This is a genomic window from Streptomyces sp. NPDC000348, assembly GCF_042898795.1.
GTDB lineage: Bacteria > Actinomycetota > Actinomycetes > Streptomycetales > Streptomycetaceae > Streptomyces.
On record NZ_JBIAZD010000007.1, the window covers coordinates 289,900 to 307,527 of the forward strand.

16 protein-coding genes and 1 pseudogene are annotated in these 17,628 nt (G+C 73.1%); 5 read left to right on the top strand and 12 right to left on the bottom strand.

Annotated elements, in window-relative coordinates; translation table 11 throughout:
- Nucleotides 1-115 precede the first annotated feature (115 nt).
- Nucleotides 116-1,099, top strand: a complete 984-nt coding sequence (locus ACFY3N_RS16825; protein WP_390817431.1) for a helix-turn-helix domain-containing protein — start codon at nucleotides 116-118, stop codon at nucleotides 1,097-1,099.
- Nucleotides 1,100-1,210: 111 nt separating this feature from the next.
- On the opposite strand, the gene ACFY3N_RS16830 is transcribed toward ACFY3N_RS16825, so the two are convergent.
- Nucleotides 1,211-1,714 (bottom strand): MarR family winged helix-turn-helix transcriptional regulator, encoded by a 504-nt coding sequence (locus ACFY3N_RS16830; RefSeq protein WP_390817432.1) that lies wholly within the window; start codon nucleotides 1,712-1,714, stop codon nucleotides 1,211-1,213.
- A gap of 391 nt (nucleotides 1,715-2,105) precedes the next feature.
- Here ACFY3N_RS16830 and ACFY3N_RS16835 point away from each other — a divergent pair, with 391 nt between their 5' ends.
- The 4 genes from ACFY3N_RS16835 to ACFY3N_RS16850 all read left to right on the top strand — a co-directional run bounded on the left by ACFY3N_RS16835 (nucleotide 2,106) and on the right by ACFY3N_RS16850 (nucleotide 4,949).
- A complete protein-coding gene (locus tag ACFY3N_RS16835) occupies nucleotides 2,106-2,312 on the top strand; it encodes a hypothetical protein (RefSeq protein ID WP_390817433.1) in 207 nt (68 codons plus the stop codon).
- 49 nt (nucleotides 2,313-2,361) lie between these two features.
- The gene (locus ACFY3N_RS16840) at nucleotides 2,362-2,925 is read left to right on the top strand and encodes an NAD(P)H-dependent oxidoreductase (protein ID WP_390817434.1); all 564 of its coding nucleotides are present in this window, start codon (nucleotides 2,362-2,364) and stop codon (nucleotides 2,923-2,925) included.
- Between the two features lie 99 nt (nucleotides 2,926-3,024).
- Nucleotides 3,025-3,969: an NADP-dependent oxidoreductase gene (locus tag ACFY3N_RS16845; RefSeq protein WP_390817435.1), complete on the top strand. Its 945-nt coding sequence runs from the start codon at nucleotides 3,025-3,027 to the stop codon at nucleotides 3,967-3,969.
- Nucleotides 3,970-3,998: 29 nt separating this feature from the next.
- Entirely contained in the window at nucleotides 3,999-4,949 is a 951-nt protein-coding gene (locus tag ACFY3N_RS16850) for an alpha/beta hydrolase (protein WP_390817436.1), read from the top strand.
- Between the two features lie 6 nt (nucleotides 4,950-4,955).
- Here the strand turns inward: ACFY3N_RS16850 and ACFY3N_RS16855 are convergent.
- The 11 genes and pseudogenes from ACFY3N_RS16855 to ACFY3N_RS16905 form a co-directional block, all read right to left on the bottom strand.
- Nucleotides 4,956-5,173, bottom strand: a pseudogene (locus ACFY3N_RS16855) (integrase core domain-containing protein); the annotation flags it as partial.
- Nucleotides 5,174-5,871: 698 nt separating this feature from the next.
- Nucleotides 5,872-6,924 (bottom strand): 3-oxoacyl-ACP synthase III family protein, encoded by a 1,053-nt coding sequence (locus ACFY3N_RS16860; RefSeq protein WP_390817437.1) that lies wholly within the window; start codon nucleotides 6,922-6,924, stop codon nucleotides 5,872-5,874.
- Nucleotides 6,925-7,051: 127 nt separating this feature from the next.
- Nucleotides 7,052-8,227, bottom strand: a complete 1,176-nt coding sequence (locus ACFY3N_RS16865) for a hydroxymethylglutaryl-CoA synthase (protein ID WP_390817438.1) — start codon at nucleotides 8,225-8,227, stop codon at nucleotides 7,052-7,054.
- Entirely contained in the window at nucleotides 8,217-9,293 is a 1,077-nt protein-coding gene (locus tag ACFY3N_RS16870; protein ID WP_390817439.1) for a hydroxymethylglutaryl-CoA reductase, read from the bottom strand. Before ACFY3N_RS16870 ends, ACFY3N_RS16865 begins: the two co-directional genes overlap by 11 nt.
- Nucleotides 9,290-10,369 carry a type 2 isopentenyl-diphosphate Delta-isomerase gene (fni, locus tag ACFY3N_RS16875; protein WP_390817440.1) on the bottom strand — a complete coding sequence of 360 codons (1,080 nt, stop codon included), beginning with the start codon at nucleotides 10,367-10,369 and terminating at the stop codon, nucleotides 9,290-9,292. Before fni ends, ACFY3N_RS16870 begins: the two co-directional genes overlap by 4 nt.
- Nucleotides 10,366-11,529, bottom strand: a complete 1,164-nt coding sequence (locus tag ACFY3N_RS16880) for a phosphomevalonate kinase (protein WP_390817441.1) — start codon at nucleotides 11,527-11,529, stop codon at nucleotides 10,366-10,368. The genes fni and ACFY3N_RS16880 overlap by 4 nt, the downstream gene beginning before the upstream one ends.
- On the bottom strand, nucleotides 11,529-12,530 hold the full coding sequence (mvaD, locus tag ACFY3N_RS16885) for a diphosphomevalonate decarboxylase (RefSeq protein WP_390817442.1): 1,002 nt from the start codon (nucleotides 12,528-12,530) through the stop codon (nucleotides 11,529-11,531). Before mvaD ends, ACFY3N_RS16880 begins: the two co-directional genes overlap by 1 nt.
- Entirely contained in the window at nucleotides 12,517-13,521 is a 1,005-nt protein-coding gene (gene mvk, locus ACFY3N_RS16890; RefSeq protein WP_390817443.1) for a mevalonate kinase, read from the bottom strand. Before mvk ends, mvaD begins: the two co-directional genes overlap by 14 nt.
- Nucleotides 13,522-13,659: 138 nt before the next feature.
- Complete coding sequence (locus ACFY3N_RS16895; protein WP_390817444.1) at nucleotides 13,660-15,030, bottom strand: protoporphyrinogen/coproporphyrinogen oxidase; 1,371 nt, start codon at nucleotides 15,028-15,030, stop codon at nucleotides 13,660-13,662.
- Entirely contained in the window at nucleotides 15,027-16,508 is a 1,482-nt protein-coding gene (locus ACFY3N_RS16900) for a protoporphyrinogen/coproporphyrinogen oxidase (RefSeq protein WP_390817445.1), read from the bottom strand. The genes ACFY3N_RS16895 and ACFY3N_RS16900 overlap by 4 nt, the downstream gene beginning before the upstream one ends.
- Nucleotides 16,505-17,530, bottom strand: coding sequence for a terpene synthase family protein (locus ACFY3N_RS16905; protein ID WP_390817446.1), 1,026 nt, complete (start codon nucleotides 17,528-17,530; stop codon nucleotides 16,505-16,507). Before ACFY3N_RS16905 ends, ACFY3N_RS16900 begins: the two co-directional genes overlap by 4 nt.
- Between the last annotated feature and the right edge of the window lie 98 nt (nucleotides 17,531-17,628).

A 17,628-nucleotide genomic window follows, 5' to 3' on the forward strand; every position in this document is an offset into this window, starting at 1 on the left:
TGGATCGTTGACGGATGAAGTGCAGCCAACAGTAGGAACGGTCGTACGTGGAAGGCATGTACGTTTGCGACACCGGATGGGATACCGGCGACATCTTCATCGGCGCGGAGGACACATGAGCGGCAGACCGCGTTTCTTTGGACCGAGCGACAGGGTGGGAACGTTCACCGCCGACGCCGACTCCACAGGCACCGGCCGGCGAACGTGGAAGCCGTTCATCGACACCTGGAACGACCGCATGGGAGACCTGTACCCCCTGCCGGAATTCAGCACGTCCACGGTCGACGGCTTCCAGGGAACCATGCGCTCGGTGACCCTGCAGGACACGGTCGTCAACGAACTCTGGGGCTCCTCGTCCGTGAGCACCCAGGCGGTCGGTACGCACGAGCACGACCAGATCAGGCTGTACATCGTGCTACGAGGCGCGGTAACCCTGCGGGACCCGCACGACCAGGGCCGTGACGCCTCCGTCCCGGCCGGCACCTACTTCATGCACCACGTCGTGACGGAGAACCACTTCCGCACCACACCCGAGATCGGCACCCGCGTCTTCAACTTCCCCGGCGACGCACTGCGGTCCCTGGTCACCGGGAAACCACGCGCCGGACAGGTCACCTCGCCCGCGGCGCAGGTCCTCATGGCACACACCAGCATGGTCCAGCGGACCGTGAGCGACCTGAGCCTCGCGGCCGCGCACGCGTCCCGCAACGCCCTGCTCGAACTGGCCAAGGGGCTGGCCCTCGACCACTTCGACGACCGCGAGCCCACCTTCATCCCGGCGCTGGCCCAAGCGGCCAGGGACCTGGCCGACGCCCGCCTCGCCGACGCCGACCTGTCTTCGGCCACCATCGCCGCGCACCTGCACGTCTCCCTCCGCACCCTGCAACGGGCCTTCGCGAGTCTGGACGAGTCGTTGAGCGCCTACATACGCCGCCGGCGCCTGGAGGAAGCGGCCACGGTACTCACCGCCCCCGGATCACGCCTCACCGTCTCCGAGGCCGCCGCGCGCTGGCACTTCACCGACAGCAGCCACTTCATCCGCGCTTTCAAGAAGCGATACGGAGCAACACCGGCGCAATTCGCACGCCGACCGGCCTGACGACTCAGCCTCCCGACCCCGTTACGGCGCGCCGGCGACTGCCGCGACTGCCCGGCATCCCGCCGCCTCCTGATCCCGCTGCGGTCTTTGGGTCCGACGCCTGTCGAGTCCTTATGCTCCACCTCTGCGGCGGCGAGGCGCGGCCGAGCGAGGCGGCGTCGAGCGCATGTGGTCACGCACTGGCGCCAGCAGGCCGGCGAGAGCCTCGACGTCGTCGCGCGTAAGTGGTTTGAACAGGAGGCCGCTGACCACCTCGACGTGACCGGGCAGCACCTTCGCAAGCAGCTCACGGCCGGCATCGCTGATGGTGACGGTGATGCTCCGCTCGTCGTCCGGCGAGGGAGCGCGGACGACCAGGCCCTCTTTCTCGAGCAGACCCACCTGGTACGTCAGGCCGCTGCGGCTGTAGACCACGCCGTCGGCCAGGTCGGTCATGCGGTGACTGCCCGTCGGCGAGTCTCCGAGGCGGGCCAGCAGCTGGAACTGCACATAACTGAGATCACCGCTCTCGCGCAGCTGCTGCTCGACCGCATGCCGGAGCAGGCTGGTCACCTCGATGAGGTCGAAGTAAGCACCGAGCTGCACGGGATCGAGCGACGTCGGCGAATCAGGCATGACCGGAGTCTACTGCTTCGAATTCGAAGAGTGTGGTGTGCCGTGTTCGTGCGCCGCTGTTCCAGCCACCGCGGGCGGCGCCGGAACACGACCTCCGCGAGCTCCGGTGCCGTTCCGGGCGTGGACCGGACGGGCACGAGAGTCTCACGGGCCCCATGCCGTGCCCCCCGGGCGAACCGTGTGGGCAGCGTTGGGCCCGACTGGGCACCGCAGGGCATGGAGATCGGGCAGTGGTACGTCGCAGGGTTACGGAAGGAGGACGGCGCCGCCGCCCGCGAATCCCGAGGACCGGCCATGGGCATCCCCCGCCCCGCGCAACGCGAGGACCAGCAGCAGACCGAATGGATCGGCGGGAGTGTCTTCGGCGTCCTGCTCGACGCCGGGGCGACCGGTGGGCAGCCGGCCGTCGGGCGCTTCGACGCCCGCGAAGGGCGAGGCACCGCCGTTCCACGCGCACAACGACGAGGACGAGGTCTTCCCGCTCCTGTCCGGTTCGGCGCCGGCGCGGGCCGACGACGAGGACTTCGGGATTCCTGCGCAGCTGCTCGCCGAAGCCGCGGAACCGGCGGGCCGTGCCGTCCCCGGGCGTCCGCGGTGACGGCACCGCAGCCCGGCCGCAGGGAAGAACCCGTGAACACGATGCCGGGATGAGCACCGCCGCGTGGAGTCCGGTGTCCTTGGCCGTCCTGAGCGCCGGTATCGGCTGTCCGCGTCCGACCCGCCTGCTCGCGGACTGGGTCGCGGAGGCTGTGTGCCGGTCACTGGCGGCCGGCGGTGCGCGTGCCGACGTGGAGGTGGTGGAGCTGCACCGGCTGGCGGCCGACCTCGCCCAGCACACCTCCCGCGGTCACGCCAGCCTCGACCTGCGGGAGGCGGTCGCGGCGGTCGTGGCGGCCGACGGGCTGGTGGTGGCGGCCCCGGTGCTCGCCGTATCGCCGAGCGAGGTGTTCGACTCGTTCTTCGCCGTCCTGGGAGACGGAGTCCTCTCCGGCATGCCGGTGCTCCTGGCGCTCAACAGCGGCTCCCGCCGGCAGCCACCCGACCTCACGCAGGTCCTGCGCAGGCGGCTGACCGGCGTGCACGCGGATCCCGTACCCACGATCGTCGTCGCCGACCGGCAGACCACGGCTCGCGGCGACACGGGGTGGCTGCACGCCTGCATCGGCCAAGCCGCCGCCGAACTCGCCGCGGCGATTCGCTCGCACCGGTGATGACCGACCTTGCTTGCTTCGAATTCGAAGCAGTGATACCGTCACAACAGTTGTTTCGAATTCGAAGCAACTCGCATCGCAGTGAAGGTGAGAACCGAAATGAAGGCAGTGCGTTTCCACGAGTACGGCGACCCCGGCGTCCTGCGCTACGAGGACGTGGAGCAGCCCGTCCCTGGTGCCGGTGAGGTCCGGATCCGCGTCGCCGCGACATCGTTCAACCCCGTCGACGGCAACATCCGCGGCGGCTTCATGCGCGGCCCCATCCCGGTGGTGCTGCCTCACACCCCCGGCATCGACGTCGCCGGCACCGTCGACGCGCTGGGTGAGGGGGTGGACGGCATCGCGGTCGGCGACGACGTCGTCGGCTTCCTGCCGATGGACGGCACCGGGGCCGCTGCGGAGTACGTCCTCGCGCCGGCCGAGGTCCTGACGCTGGCACCGAAGGGCGTCCCCCTGGCCGACGCCGCCGCGCTGCCCCTGGTGGGACTGACCGCGTACCAGGCCCTGTTCGACCACGGCAAGCTGACGGCCGGGCAGCGCGTGCTGATCAACGGCGCCGGCGGCGCGGTCGGCGGCTACGCCGTGCAGCTGGCCAAGAACGCCGGTGCCCACGTCATCGCCACAGCCGGCCCGCGCAGCAGCGAAGCGGTCAGCTCCGCCGGCGCCGACGAAGTCATCGACCACACCACCACCGGCGTGACCGCGGTGGTGGCCGAACCGGTCGACGTCGCACTCAACCTCGCACCGGTCGACCCGGCCGAACTGGCCGCGCTGGTCACCCTGGTCCGTCCCGGCGGGGTCATCGTGAATACCACTGTGTGGATGCCCGCCCCCAGCGACGAGGAGCGCGATGTGCGGGGCATCGACCTGTTCGTCCGCAGCGACGCCGACCAGCTGGCGCGGCTGGTGGCGCTGATCGACCGCGGCGAGCTGCGCGTCGCCGTCGCCGAGCGGGTGCCGCTGGCCGAGTTGCCGACGCTCCACGCACGAGCCGCCCGGGGCGCGGTGCACGGCAAGGTCGTCGTCGTCCCGTCCGCCGCCTGACACCGCTCCTCCACCGAAAGGAAAGGGCCATGGCACTCGGCTTGGACCTGGAAATCGCCGCGGCGCTGGCCCCGATGGCCGGCGCGATGGCAGACGCCACACCACCGGCCGTAGGCGACATCGCGGGGCGCCGCGCGCTGTGGGAGCCGATCATCGGCGCCGCGGGAACGGCTCAGCCGGTCCCGGCCGACGTCAAGACCAGCGAGCACTACGCGACCGCGGACGACGGCGCCCGGATCGGAATGCGCTGGTACACCAAGGAAGGCGCGGCCACGGGCCCCGCTGTGCTGTTCTTCCACGGCGGCGGGTACATCTTCGGCCACATCGACCTGTTCGACGGGCCCGTCGCCCGCTACGTGTCCACCAGCGGAGTGCCGATGCTGTCGGTCGAGTACCGCCGCGCTCCCGAACACCCCTTCCCGACCCCGCTCGAAGACGCCTACGCGGCGCTGCGCTGGCTGCACGAGCACGCAGCCGAACTCGGCGTCGATCCCGACCGGATCGGCGTGATGGGCGACAGCGCCGGCGGCGGCATGGCCGCGGCGCTGACGATCCTCGCCCGCGAACGCGGCGGCCCGAAGATCGCCCGCCAGATCCTGCTCATGCCCATGCTCGACGACCGCACCGCCACCCCGGACCCGCACATCGCGCCCTATCTCCTGTGGTCCTACGACGACAGCCTCACCGCCTGGCCGGCCCTGCTCGGTGAAGCCGCCGGCGGGCCCGACGTCCCCGCGACGGCGGCTCCGGCCCGGCTCGGGGACGCGACCGGCCTGCCGCCCGCCTACATCGAGGTCGGCCAGCTCGACGTCTTCCGCGACGAGGACACCGCCTACGCCATCAAACTCAGTCGGGCGGGCGTGCCGGTCGAATTCCACCTGCACCCCGGCGCCCCGCACGAATTCGACTCCATCGCCTTCGACTCCGACGTCGCCCGGCGCGCCGTCGCCGACCGCGTCCGGGTCCTCAAGTCGATCTGAACCGCAGCTGTGCCGTCCGGACAGGCAGGTGACGCGACCGGCCGGTGTGTGGCCGTCATGCCGGTTTGGGATCGGTGGTGGTTGTACCGTTCCAGCCAGTCGGGGAACGCGGCCTGGCGTTCGGCCTTTCAGGTGCAAGGCCACTGGCGGGCCCAGGCCTCCGGCAGGGTGCGGTGGAAGCGTTCGACCTTGCCATCGGTCCGGGGCCGCCAGGGCCGTGTCCAGGGGGACCGATGCCCAGTTCGCTCTTTGCGAGGTCGCCCGGCAACCACCCGCCCGGCGGGGCGGGACGGCCCTGCGCAGGACCCGGTCCGACCGCATCCGGGCCAGGACCTGGACGGGCAGATCCCGCAGGAGGAAGGCCAGGCGGGGCTAGTCGTGGCCGTCGTCCCGTGACACCGCCTGCCCTGAGCCGCCCCGACGAACAAGCGGTCGCGTCGCACCCGGACGTCCTCGACCTCCACTGAGCTGCGCCACCCACCGCGTGCCGCCGTGGACGCGTGGCCTTCCGAGGGCAGCCGTCTGCTTCGCACGGCTCACGCCCGGCCAGGACCAGCACCTGCTGGCCGGCCCCACGATCGCACCCACCTGCTGCGGGGGGCCGGGGACGCCGGGCTCCGTCCGCCCCGGCCCCCCGCCGGTCGGCGCACCGGACGCGATGGCCGCGTCCCGTGGTACGGGCGCGAACGTAAGGAAGCACGGCACCACGACGCGATGCCGACCACGCGGCGACAGGCGGTGTCCCGTAGTGACGCCGGGTCGTGACACCCGCCGTCGGGTCGCCGGAAGGTGACGGTTCCGGTCCGGTCCGGGCCGCCGGGCAGGAAGCCGGGGCGGCACATGGCACAGCACTTTTCGCGTGTGAGGATGTGGCGGGCATGTGGTGCAGGCCACCACCCATGCCCGCCGTGATCCCCTTCGGTCAGGCCCCGGCCGGCCGTGCCGGGCGGAGGCTTCGGGGCCCCCATTCGAGGAGGGCGAGTCCGGCGGCCATGCCTCCGCCGAACCCGGCCAGCAGAACGAGATCGCCCGGCGCCAGACGGCTCGCCGCATGGTCGAGGGTCACGGGCACCGAAGCCGCACCGGTGTTGCCGTACTCCCGGACGGTCGCATGGGCGCGTTCCGGCGGGAAGCCGAGGTCGGCCGCCAGTTTCTCGATCATGCGGCCGTTCGCCTGGTGGGGTACGAAGTGGACACGGGGCGCGCCCGCTCCGGACGCCGGAGCACCGTGCTCCTGGAGGAAGCCGTCGATCATCGGCGTGACGTGGTCCTCGACGAAGGCGCGCACGGCCCGGCCGTCCATCGTGAAGTAGTGCAGCCCTTCCGCGAGGGATTCGGGTGAGGCCGGGATCCGGCTGCCGCCGGCCGGGACGCGGATCAGGTCACGGTGGTCGGGGAACGACGCCAGGCGGGTGGCGATGATGCCCCTGCCGCGGACGGGGCCCAGGACGACGGCTCCCGCGCCGTCACCGAACAGGACCGCGGTGCGGCGGTCGGCCGGGTCGAGGATGCGGGAGTAGATGTCGGCGCCGACGACCAGGGCGTGCCCCGCGGTGCCGTGCAGCATCCGTTCGGCCGCGGCCAGGGCGAAGACGAAGCCGCTGCACACGGCGTTCATGTCGTAGGCGGGCGTGCCGGGTGGGACACCGAGTCCGGCGGCGACCGCGGTGGCGGTCGGGGGTTGCGGGGAGTCCGGAGTGGAGGTCGCCACCACGATCAGGGAGAGGTCACCGACCCCGATGCCGGCCGCGGCCAGCGCGGTGCGGGCGGCGATCGTGGCGAGGCCGGAGGTGACGTCGTCGGGCTTGGCCCGGCGGCGCGCCCGGATGCCCGTGCGCTGCTCGATCCACTCCGGCGTCACCCCGGCCGGCGTACCCACCTGCTCGTTGGTGACGACGTCTCCGGGCAGGCAGGAACCGGTGCCGAGCACACCGACGGCTCCCGCGGCGGGGACAGCGGCTGAAGGACTGCTCATGTCGACTCGTCTCCAATCGGTCCGAGGGGGCGCCGCCGAGCGTCGGGCACCCGGTGCCGGCCCCGGAGTCTGCACCGCCGGCACCGGGGAACCGCTGCCGGTCGGGCGGCCGCGCGGATGCCGTCGGTCAGGCCGCCTCGTAGATGCGCTGGTGGTCGCGGAGGGCCGCCAGCCGGAACGGGCCACGGGTCTGGTGGGGCAGCTCGTACCAGCTGCCGTCGGTGGGCAGGCTGTGCAGGCGCAGCCCGCGGTACGTCTCGTAGTCGATGGTCTGCCGGGCGCCGACGGCCTCCCCGTGCGCGTCGCCACGCAGGTGCGACTGGTAGCCGGGGCGCACCCGGGTGGCGAAGAACTCGGCGACGCTGCCGGAGCCGTAGCTGAACAGGCCCAGTGTCCGGCCGTCCAGATCGGGGCAGTTCTCCAGGGCGGCGGTGAGGGCCAGGTATACGGAGGCCGTGTAGCTGTTGCCCACGGTCTCGTTGTAGCCGGTGGTGGGGGCCACGGCGTGCTGCAGCGCTTCCTCGTCCGGGCCGGCCCCGCACATTTCCAGGAGCGCACGGTGGGCCTTGAAGGCCAGCCGGGTGTAGGGCTGGTGGTAGCAGAAGGCGCGGAAGTCCTCCAACGACAGGCCGCCGCGGTCCTGGTAGTCACGCCAGGCGCCCTCGACCGCGTCGAGGTAGGCCGTGACCGACTCCTTGCCGTTGACCAGGGCCGTGGCCCGGTAGTTGGGGCGCCAGAAGTCCATCACGTCGGCGGTGAACAGGCCCGAGGGGCCGGTGAGTTCGAGCAGGGCGGGGTCGGCCGAGACGAGCATGGCGGCGGCCGCCGCACCCTGGGTGGCCTCGCCGGGGCTGTCGAGGTCGTAGCGGGATATGTCGCTGGCGATGACGAGGACCTGCTGATCGGGATCGCGGTGGACCAGTCCCGCCGCGAACTGCAGTGCGGCGGTGGCTCCGTAGCAGGCCTGCTTGACCTCGACGACGCGGGTGTGCGGCGGCAGTCCCAGCAGCGAGTGGACGTACACACCGGCGGCCTTCGACTGGTCGATGGAGCTCTCGGTGGCGAAGATGACGGTGCGGATGCGGTCGGGGCCGTGCCGCTGCACCAGGGGCAGCGCGGCGGCGGCCGCCATGGTGACGATGTCCTCGTCGGCGGTGGGCACGCTCATCGCCCGCTGCCCCAGACCCTTGTGGTACTTGGCGACGTCGGTGCCGTTGGAGCGGGCCAGTTCGGTGTGGGGCAGGACGAGGCTGGTGGTGCGGAAGGACAGGTCGTGGATGCCGATGGCGGTCTCAGCGGACATGTGCGTCTCCCGTCGCGCGTTCGAATCGGTTGTGGGCCTTCATCAGTTCGCCGGGGTTGGTCTGCGCGGCGAGCAGGGACAGTTCGCCGCACAGGACGGTGGCGGCGGCGAGGACGGCGAGCCGCTGGGCGTTCTCGCCGGCGGGCCGGTCCTCGCGGCAGCCGAGCCGGGTGAGGTGGGCGTCGACGAAGCCGAGGCCCTTTCCGTTGCCGACCGTGCCGAGGATCAGGTTGGGCAGGGTGCAGGAGAAGTAGAGGTCTCCGTCCCGGTCCTGGGTGTAGGTGACGCCCTGGGAGCCCTCCACGATGTTCGCCGCGTCCTGGCCGGTGGCCAGGTAGAAGGCGAGGAGCATGTTGGCGTAGTGGGCGTTGGCGGAGCGGATGCCGCCGGCCAGCAGGGTGCCCACGAGGTTCTTGTTGATGTTGAGGGTGGTGATCCGGTCGGCGGTCGTGCGCAGGTGCGACTCCACGACGTGCCGGGGCACCAGGATCTCGGCGACGACGTTCTTCCCGCGGCCGAGGATGCCGTTGACGGCGGTGGCCTTCTTGTCGGTGCAGTAGTTCGCGGAGATGGAGCCGTACCGGATGCCGGGCACGGTGGCCAGGAGATGGGCCAGCAGGGCGTCGGAGGCGAGGGTGGCCATGTTGTGGCCGGAGGCGTCGCCGGTGGCGAACTCGAAGCGGATGAACAGCAGCGGCCCGGTGATCTCGTGGCGGACCTCGAGGAGCCGGGCGTAGCGGCTGCTCGCCCGGGTGATCTCCCGCAGCCGCGGGAGGTCCTCCTGGACCGCGCGGGCCGCGGCGTGGGCGGTGGCCGCGTCGTCGGCCTCCACCAGGACCGACCGCGTCATCCGCTCGTCGACGAGGGTGGCGCGGATGCCGCCCTCGACCAGTCGGGAGATCTTGGCGCCGCGGCCGACGGAGGGCCACAGCGGGGATTCGTAGGTGGCCAGGGGCACCTCGGTCTCGGTGGTGGCGACATTGCCGCTGAGGCGTACGGGGCCCACCCAGCGCAGGGGGACGCCCGCCGCCGCGAGGCCGGCCGACGGTTCCGCCGTGAGGGTCATGCGGTGACTCCTTTCCGCGCGGCCGTCGTCAGGCCGCGGTCGATGGCGAAGGCGCGCAGTGATCCGGTGAGCAGGACGTCGCAGTCGGCGAGCGCGTCCGTGGTGTGCGCGCCGAGCAGGGTCATGAGAGCGGTGAGCTGGTCCAGCCAGGTGTTGATGTGCCGTACGAGGGCGTCCACACCGCCGTCGAGGAGCGTGGTGAGGAAGGGGCCCGAGGCGCCGACGGCGCGGGCGCCGAGAGCCAGCGCGCGGGCGACGTCGAGGGGGTTGCGGACGCCGCCGGAGGCGAGGAGCGGCAGACCGCGGTCACGGGCGTCGAGGAGCGCGGCCGGGGTGCTCAGGCCCCAGCCCTCCAGGTAGGCGTAGTCGGGCCGCTTCCGGCGGCCGTTCTCGATGCGGGCGAAGTCGGTTCCGCCACTGCCGGCCACGTCGGCGGCGCGCACCCCGAGCGAGGCCAGCTCGCGCACGGTCCGTCCGCTCAGTCCGAAGCCGACCTCCTTGACGACGACGGGTACGTCGACGGCGGCGGCGATGCGTTCGATGCCGGTGGCCCAGTGCGCGAAGGACCGGTCGCCCTCGGGCATGACGGTCTCCTGCACGGCGTTGAGGTGGATCTGCAGGGCGTCGGCCTCCAGCAGGCCCACGGCCCGGCGGGCCTGTTCGGGGGTGGCCTCGGCGTTGAGGTTGGCCAGGACGAAGCCGTCCGGGTGCCGGCGGCGCACGGTGGTGAAGGTGGACGCCGTGTCGGGGTCCTTGAGGTAGGGGCTCATGGAACCGGTGGCGATGGGCAGTCCGGTCTCACGGGCGGCGACGGCCAGGTCCCGGTTGATCTCGCCGGTGCGCGCACTGCCGCCGGTCATGGCGTTGATGTACAGCGGGACCGGCCACTCGATCCCGGCGAAGCGGGTCGCCAGCGAGACCTTCTCGCGGTCGGTGCCGGCCAGGGCGTGGTGCACGAAGCGCACCTCGTCGAACTGGCTCGGCCGCGGAGGTCCCCCGGGCAGTGGCGGCTCATTCCCGGCGGTGTGCTGGGCGTGGGCGAGCCGGACGTGGTCGTCCTTGCGGTGTGCGGTCATCGGATGTGTCCTCGCGGGGAAGGGGCGGCGTCGGGGACGGTCCGGTCCTCGGGACCGGGGTCCGCGCCGGCGCCGGCGGTCACGCCGAGCGGCAGGGGGGTGATGCCGGCCGCCGTCCAGCGCAGGCGCAGCAGCGCCGCGGAGCGGTGGGCCGGGAGCAGGGCGATGCCGCAGTCGCCGCCGCCCGCGCCGGAGGGTTTGGCGCCGGCGCCGCAGGACTCGGCCACCTCGCAGAGGCGCCGCAGGTCAGCGGTGACGATGCCGAGGGAGGTCTCGGCGTCGAGCCGGTCCAGCAGGCCGCGGGCGGTGCGCACGGCGTCCAGGAGGGCTGCCGGCTCGTCCCGCAGCAGCGCCCGTTCGGCGGCTGACACGCACTGTTCGCTGTCGTCGAGGAAGCGGGACCGCAGCGCTCCCTGCCACTCCCGCCGGGTGGCGAGGTCGGCGACGAGCGCGGTGGTGGACGCCGGGCGGCCGCTCCAGCCCACGTGCAGGGCGAGACGGGTGGGAGGCGGCAGCGGCCGGACGGCGAAACCGCTCCAGGGCTGTCCCAGGGTGTGCGCGACGCCCCGCCGCCGCAGGCCGGTCAGCAGGGCCTGCCGGTCGGGCGACCGGTAGGACACCCATCCCCGCCAGGTCGCGGCCGCGAGGTCGGCCCCCGAAGGACCCGCGTCGATCCGGACGGTGGCCAGCAGAGCGAGCCGGAAGACGTCTTCGCGGGACAGCCGCATGCCGTAGTGGTCCGCCAGAGCCCGGACCGCCGCGACGGTGACCGCCGCGCTGGATCCCAGCCCGGTCTTGACGCCACCGCGGTGCAGTTCGCTGCGGACCGAGAGCCGGACCGGCGTCAGGCCGAGCCGCCGTTCCGTCCGCAGCTGCTCGATCGTCTCCACGACCGACACGATGTGTGCCGGCACACCGCGAGCCGGGGCCGGATCCCGTCCCGGCAGCGCCCGGAGACCCTGTCCGCCGCGACGCAGCCGCACCTCGTGGCCCAGCAGATCGGAGTCGATCACGACGTCGGCGTCCTCGGCGGCCGTGACCGTGACGGTGACGTACCGGTCGACCGCCACGACGACGGCGGGCCGCCCCGGTTCGAGGACGGCGTACTCGCCGGCCACCATGAGTTTTCCGGGTGCGCGGCGGGTGGTCCGGGCCGCCATCAGGTGGTCACCCGCCGGAGCCTGGCACCGGGGCCGCCGCGTGCCACCACCACCCGGGCGTCGGTGACCTCGCGCATCCGGGCGGCGACCCGTTCCGCGTCCGCGGACGCGCACAGCACCTTGACGTTGGGTCCGGCGTCCATCGTGGCCCAGGCGCCCAGGCCCTCCGCGCGCAGCCGGCGGACGTGGCCGAGCACCGCGTCCGTGGCGGCGGTGCGGTAGCGGACGGCGGGCCGCGCGGCCTCCATGGTGGCGTGCATGCCCAGGGCGTTGCGCTCGCTGATCGCGCCGACCGTCGCCATGTCGCCGGCGCGCAGCGCCGCGCGCATGCGGGCCAGGTCGGTGCGGCTGCCCGTCACCCAGTCCCGGTAGAGCGGGGAGGTGGCGACCGTGCGCCGCATGGCCTCCCTGCTCGACACGGGTTTGGGACCCTCGTCCAGGACGACGGCGACCAGCGCGGCGTCCAGACGGGCGTCGGTGACCGGTTGGGCGTAGGAGGCACGGTCGGGGTCGGGGGCGTCGGGGTCACCGGCGTGCCAGACGACGAAGCCGCCGAAGACGGACCGCGCGGCCGATCCGGATCCGCGGCGGGCCAGCCGGGACAGCTCCTCGGCGTCGCCGGGCAGGCCGTAGGCGTGCGCGGCCGCCAGGGCCAGGGCGGCGAACCCACTGGCGGAGGAGGCGAGTCCGGCCCCCACGGGCACGGTGTTGCGGGTGTCGACCACGGCCCGTTCCCGGCGTCCGGCGCGCTCGCGCACCAGGCCCAGGAAGGCGGTGGCGCGGCGCAGTGCCTCGCCCCGCGCGAGGACGCCGTCCATGACGACGTGGTCCTCCGCGGCGTCCGGGTCGAGCCGGACCGTGGTCGTCGTGGGGAACACGTCGAGCGTCAGCGACAGGCTGTCGGTGACGGGCAGGACCAGCTGCTCGTCGCGTTTGCCCCAGTACTTGATCAGGGCGATGTTGGGGTGCGCGACGGCCACCGCCGTCTCACCGGCCGTCATGTCCGGCCCCCTCCGGGACGGCGGCCGTCCAGGTGCGGGCGCCCGTTCGCCCGGCGAGTGCGGTGGACACCGACTCGGCGTGCGCCGCACTCGTGGTCAGGGCCACGACGCAGCCGCCGAGTCCGCCGCCGCTCATCTTGGCTCCGAGCGCGCCCGCGTCGAGGGCGGTGCGGGCGAGCGCGTCGGTACGGTCGGTGGTCAGGCCGAGGCCGGCCAGCATCCGGTGGCAGTCGGTGAGGCGCCGGCCCAGGGACGGGAGGCGACCGGCCGCCAGGTCGTCGAGCGCGGCCCGGGCGAATCCGGTCGAGCGGTGGACGAACCGCGTGCGGTGGTCGGGGTTTCGCGCGAAGGCGTCCCGCAGCATCCCGACGGCTCTCCTGGTGCCGCCGCCGCTGCCGCTGTCGGCCACGACGACGTGGAATCCGGCACCCACCGACGGGGTACGGGCCCGGCCGTCCGCGAGGAGCACCGGCCGCTCGCGGCCCGTGGCCAGCGCGTCGATGCCGCTGGCCATGCCGTGCGCGGACCGCTCGGCCACCTGGACCAGGTCGAAGGCCTCCTGTTCGTCCAGGCCGGTCCCGCAGAGCGCGTCGAGCGCCCGGACCAGCGCGCGGGCGTTCGCCGCGCTGGATCCCAGGCCGCGGGACGGCGGGATGCGGCTGTCGAGGCGTATCTCCAGGGCGGGGGGCGTCCCGAGGCCCGCTCGTTCGGCGAAGGCCCGCAGGAGCAGCGAGAGCTCCTCGGGTACGTCTCCCGCCGTCTCCCCGGGGGTGCCGTGCGGTCCCGGGGAGACCAGACGCAGGCGGGAGCCACCGGTGCCGGGCCCCGTCGCGGGGCGCACGGTGGCCCGGCAGGTCAGCTCCGGCAGCGGGAGCGCGAGTGCCGGGGCGCCGTAGACCACCGCGTGTTCACCGAACAGGATGGCCTTGCCGTGCGCCTCGCCCGTCGCGATCCGCTGCTCCTCGGTCGTGGACGTGCAGTGCGTGGACATGATCCGCATTCCTCTCTTGCGGCGGACGGTCGGGGAGGCGGCCCGGTCCCTCGCACGGGGCGGCCGGCCGGTGCCGCCGCCCCGGACGGGTACCGACGAGACGTTCGCTCCGCTCGCCCGGGGGCGGCGGGGCGTCGTCTAACGGCGGCCGGCGGCGACCGCGCCGGTGGTGACGACCTCGCGCACCCGCTCGGCGGCCCGCTCGCCCGTGACGAGGCTGGAGTTGGTCGCGCTGAAGGCGAGGTAGTCCCCGGCGAGCTGGATGCGCGAGCGGGGGTCGAGTCCGCGGTTGAAGTCGCGCAGTCGCGCGTAGTCGCCGGGCTTGCGCAGGATGACCGCGTTCTTCCAGCGCTGCACGTAGGCCATGTCCTGGTGGGCCTCGATGTGCCGGGCCATCTCCGGCCAGGCCTGCCGGTGCACCTCGTGGGTCAGCGCCTCGATCTTCTCGTCGTCGGCGTCCCAGTGCCGCATCGCCCACGGATAGCGGTAGTAGCTGGTCAGCAGGGCGTGGCCCTGCGGGGCGCGGCCGGGCGCGAAGTTGTGGTTGAAGGTGATGACGCCCAGGTCGGGGTGCTCGCGCTGCGGGAAGAGCACGCAGGTGGCCGTCTCGTCCGGGACACGGTCGACGCCGAAGTAGACGTGGATGTCGGGTACGTAGGGCACGTTCGCCAGGTAGTCCCGTGTCGGCGGGGCCAGGCCCGGGCAGAGCCGGGCGGCCACCGGGCCCGGCAGGGCGACCACCGCGGCGGCGGCCTCCTCGGTGCGCTCGGGCTCGCCCTCCCGCCGCCAGTGCACCCGGACGCCGTCCGAGGTCTCCTCGACCTGGGTGACCTCGGCACGGGTCTCCACGTCGAGCCGGGAGGCGAGTGTCGTGGTGAGGGTGTCCACCCGGTCGTGGAAGTTGAACCAGGTGGAGTTCACGGCCGGCATCGAGAACAGGAAGTTGACCACGGACAGGTCGGGGGGCGAGTTGAAGAACATGGCGCTCATCGGGTCCACGACCCAGTCGCGGAACTGCGTGTCGAGCCGGCGTTCCGCGTAGGCGGCGGCGGTCTCGGTGTCGAGGGCGGCCGCCTCGCCCATGTCGCTGTCCCAGCGCAGCCGGTTCGCGTACTTGTTGAGGTCCGACTGCAGCCGCACCATGGCGGGCAGCGAGGTCCAGGGGAGCAGACCCGAGCGCTTGAGGTCGGTGGGCCGGTTCGCCCGCAGCCGGTGGACGCGGCCCTCGCGGCGGATCCCGACCTGGTTGTTGGTGCGCAGGGTGGTGTCCTCGATGCCGAGGTCGCGGACGAGGTCGCGCATCTGCGTGTAGTTCTCGATCAGCAGGATCGCGGCCAGGTCCATGTGGTAGCCGCGGCGCTCCACCGTGCGCATCCGGCCGCCGGCGCGGTCCTCGGCCTCCAGGACGCGGACCGGGTGCCCGGCCTGCTGGAGGCGGAAGGCCGCGGTCATGCCGGCGATGCCGGCCCCCACGACGATGATCGGTTCCTTGGTGCCCGTGGTGTTCACTGCGTTCCTTTCGTCCGAGCGGAGACGGCTGGGGGTGCGTACGGCCGGGCCGGCGGGGGCGACGCCTCCAGCCGCTCCCAGAGCTGGCGGGACACCCGCACCGCCGAGCAGATGCTGTGATGCGTGCTGGACTGGGTGAAGAAGTCGCCGCCGGCGAGCCGGACCCGCGAGGTGGCGGGCCAGGCCGAACCGAGCCGGGCGATCTCGCGGTAGTCGCCGGGCCGGCGGAAGACCACGCAGCGCCCGGGACGCATCACGTGGGTCATGACGGTGTGGTCGTCGGTCTCGGGTGTCAGTCCCACGGCCCGCAGAGCCGACCGCGCGTGATCGACGAGCCGCTCCTCCGGCAGGTCGCGGTGGCGGTCCGACCAGGAGCCCCGGAAGTGCGCCATGACCAGCCCCCGCCCCTGCGGCACCCGGCCGGGAGCGGTGTTGTGCGGCAGGATCACGCCCACGAGCGCGGGGTGTTCGGAACGCGGGACGTTGACCATCACGGCCTTCTCGGCGGTGGGCCGGTCCAGGCCGAAGGCCACGTGGACGCTGCCGGTGTACTCGACGTGCCGGAAGAAATCGCTGAACTGCCGCTGCATCTGGCCGTAGAGGTCCGGTGTCAGGGAGGCGGGCACGGCCAGCACACAGGCGTCGGCCCGCTCCGTGTGTTCCCCCGTCCCGTCCTGCGCCTGCCAGGTGACCGCGACCCCGGTGGCGCTCTCCTCGACCTGGCGCACCGTGGCGTGGTAGGTGACGGGCAGCTGGGCGGCGAGGAGCCGCGGCAGCAGTCCGACCCCGTCGCGGAAGGTGAACAGGCCGCCACCCCCCAGCAGGGAGTTGAGCAGCATGAACGGCGCGACGGACGAGGTGCGTTCGACGTCCTGGAGCGAGGCGAGCATGCACAGGGGGTCCAGCAGGTGGTCCACCGTGCCCGGCCGCAGCCCGCGGCGGACCGCGTATCCGGCGACGGACTCGCCGTCGTGACGGGCCGCCGCGGACATGTCGTACCAGTCCAGCGAGCGCCGTACCCGCAGGTGGTCCAGCATCAGCTTGGGCAGGTCGGACGGGAACGGCGCGAACCGCAGCAACCCGGTGGCCATGCGGGGCAGGGAACCGACCCGTACGTGGTGCACCCGCCGGTCGCGCATCAGCCCGACGACGTCGGAGGAGGGCAGCAGCCGGTCGCCGACCCCGGCCAGCTCGGCGAGCCGCAGCATCGCGTGGTAGCGCCGCGACAGCAGGGAGGCGCCGGTGTCGACGAAGAATCCGCCGCGCCGCACGGAGCTCATCCGGCCGCCGACGTACTCCGGCCCGGAGCTCTCCAGTACGGTGACCCGGCAGCCGCGGCGCTGCAGGAGGAAGGCGCTGGTGAGGCCGGCGATGCCCGCGCCGACCACGACGACGTGCGGGCGTCCGTGCGGGGGTGGCCCGGCTTCGCGCGACGCCGTGGGGAGCGTGCCCTCCGGGTCGGTTCGGCCGCCGGTCACGCGGGGACCTCCGAGCGGGGCTCGTCCCGGTCGTAGCGCCCGTGCCGCAGGTACCACTCGACGTGGTTCTGGAAGCTGAGCAGTCCATCGGCCCAGGTCCTCAGGGCCGCCTTCTCGGCGACGGTGTAGGGGCCGCCCGTGCCGGTGGGACCGCCGGCCTGCCGCAACGCCCGCTTCAGCGCCGTCACCCGCTGCTCGATGCGGTTCAGGGTCTCGGTGGCGGCGTCCTGGAGCGACATGCCCTCCAGGCGGTGCAGCAGGACCACGAGGTTGTAGGCGTCCGGGCGGTCCAGTTCCTTCGACACCGAGCACAGGTCGTTGATCCAGGAGGCGATGTCGGCCGCACAGCCGATCATCTCGGTGTACTCGGGGGTGCCGTAGAAGCGCGCCGGCAGCCGCACCGACTCGGCCTGCTCCACGAAGTCCAGCAACGGCAGCACCGGCCCGGTGTCACGGCGCAGCGCGATGTAGGAGTCGACGCCGGGCAGGACCCCGCGCGCCCGGTAGTCGGACTCCACGACCAGGGAGGTGAAGTAGTCGTCCAGGTGCGCGAGGAGTTCGCCGAACTGCACCGGCGCCATGTGCTGCGCGGTCCGCTCCAGCAGGTCCGCCAGCGCGCGCTGGAGGGCGTCCTCGGGGGCGGGCGGCGGCTCGCGGTGCCTGGCGGCGTCCACCAGCCGCCTGAGCGGGGCCGCCGCCCGGTCGGCGGCGGCGGCGCTGGCGCCCGCGGCTCCGTCCTCGAAGTGGTCGTCGAGGTTGAAGTACCACATCGTCCACTGGGTGATCAGTACGCGGATACCGGTGTCCGCGCGCGGATAGCCGTGGCTGACCAGCTCACCCGCGCACAGGCGGCGCAGCGGGTGCCGGGGGTCGCCGGAGTCGATCAGTCCCAGGCGCCTCGCCCACTCCGCCCCGCCGGTTTCGACGGCGGCGATGTCGCCGGGGTCGCGTGCGGGGGCGGCGGGGAAGGGCCATCGGGGCAGGACGGTGTCGAGGACCGGATCGGAGACCGGGCTGTGCACGATGTCTCTCCTTTCCCGGCCGTGGGCCGGGTGGGTGCCGGCCCACGGCCGGGCGCGGCAGGGACGGAAAGAGCGGCCGGGGCGTCCACCGGCCGGGG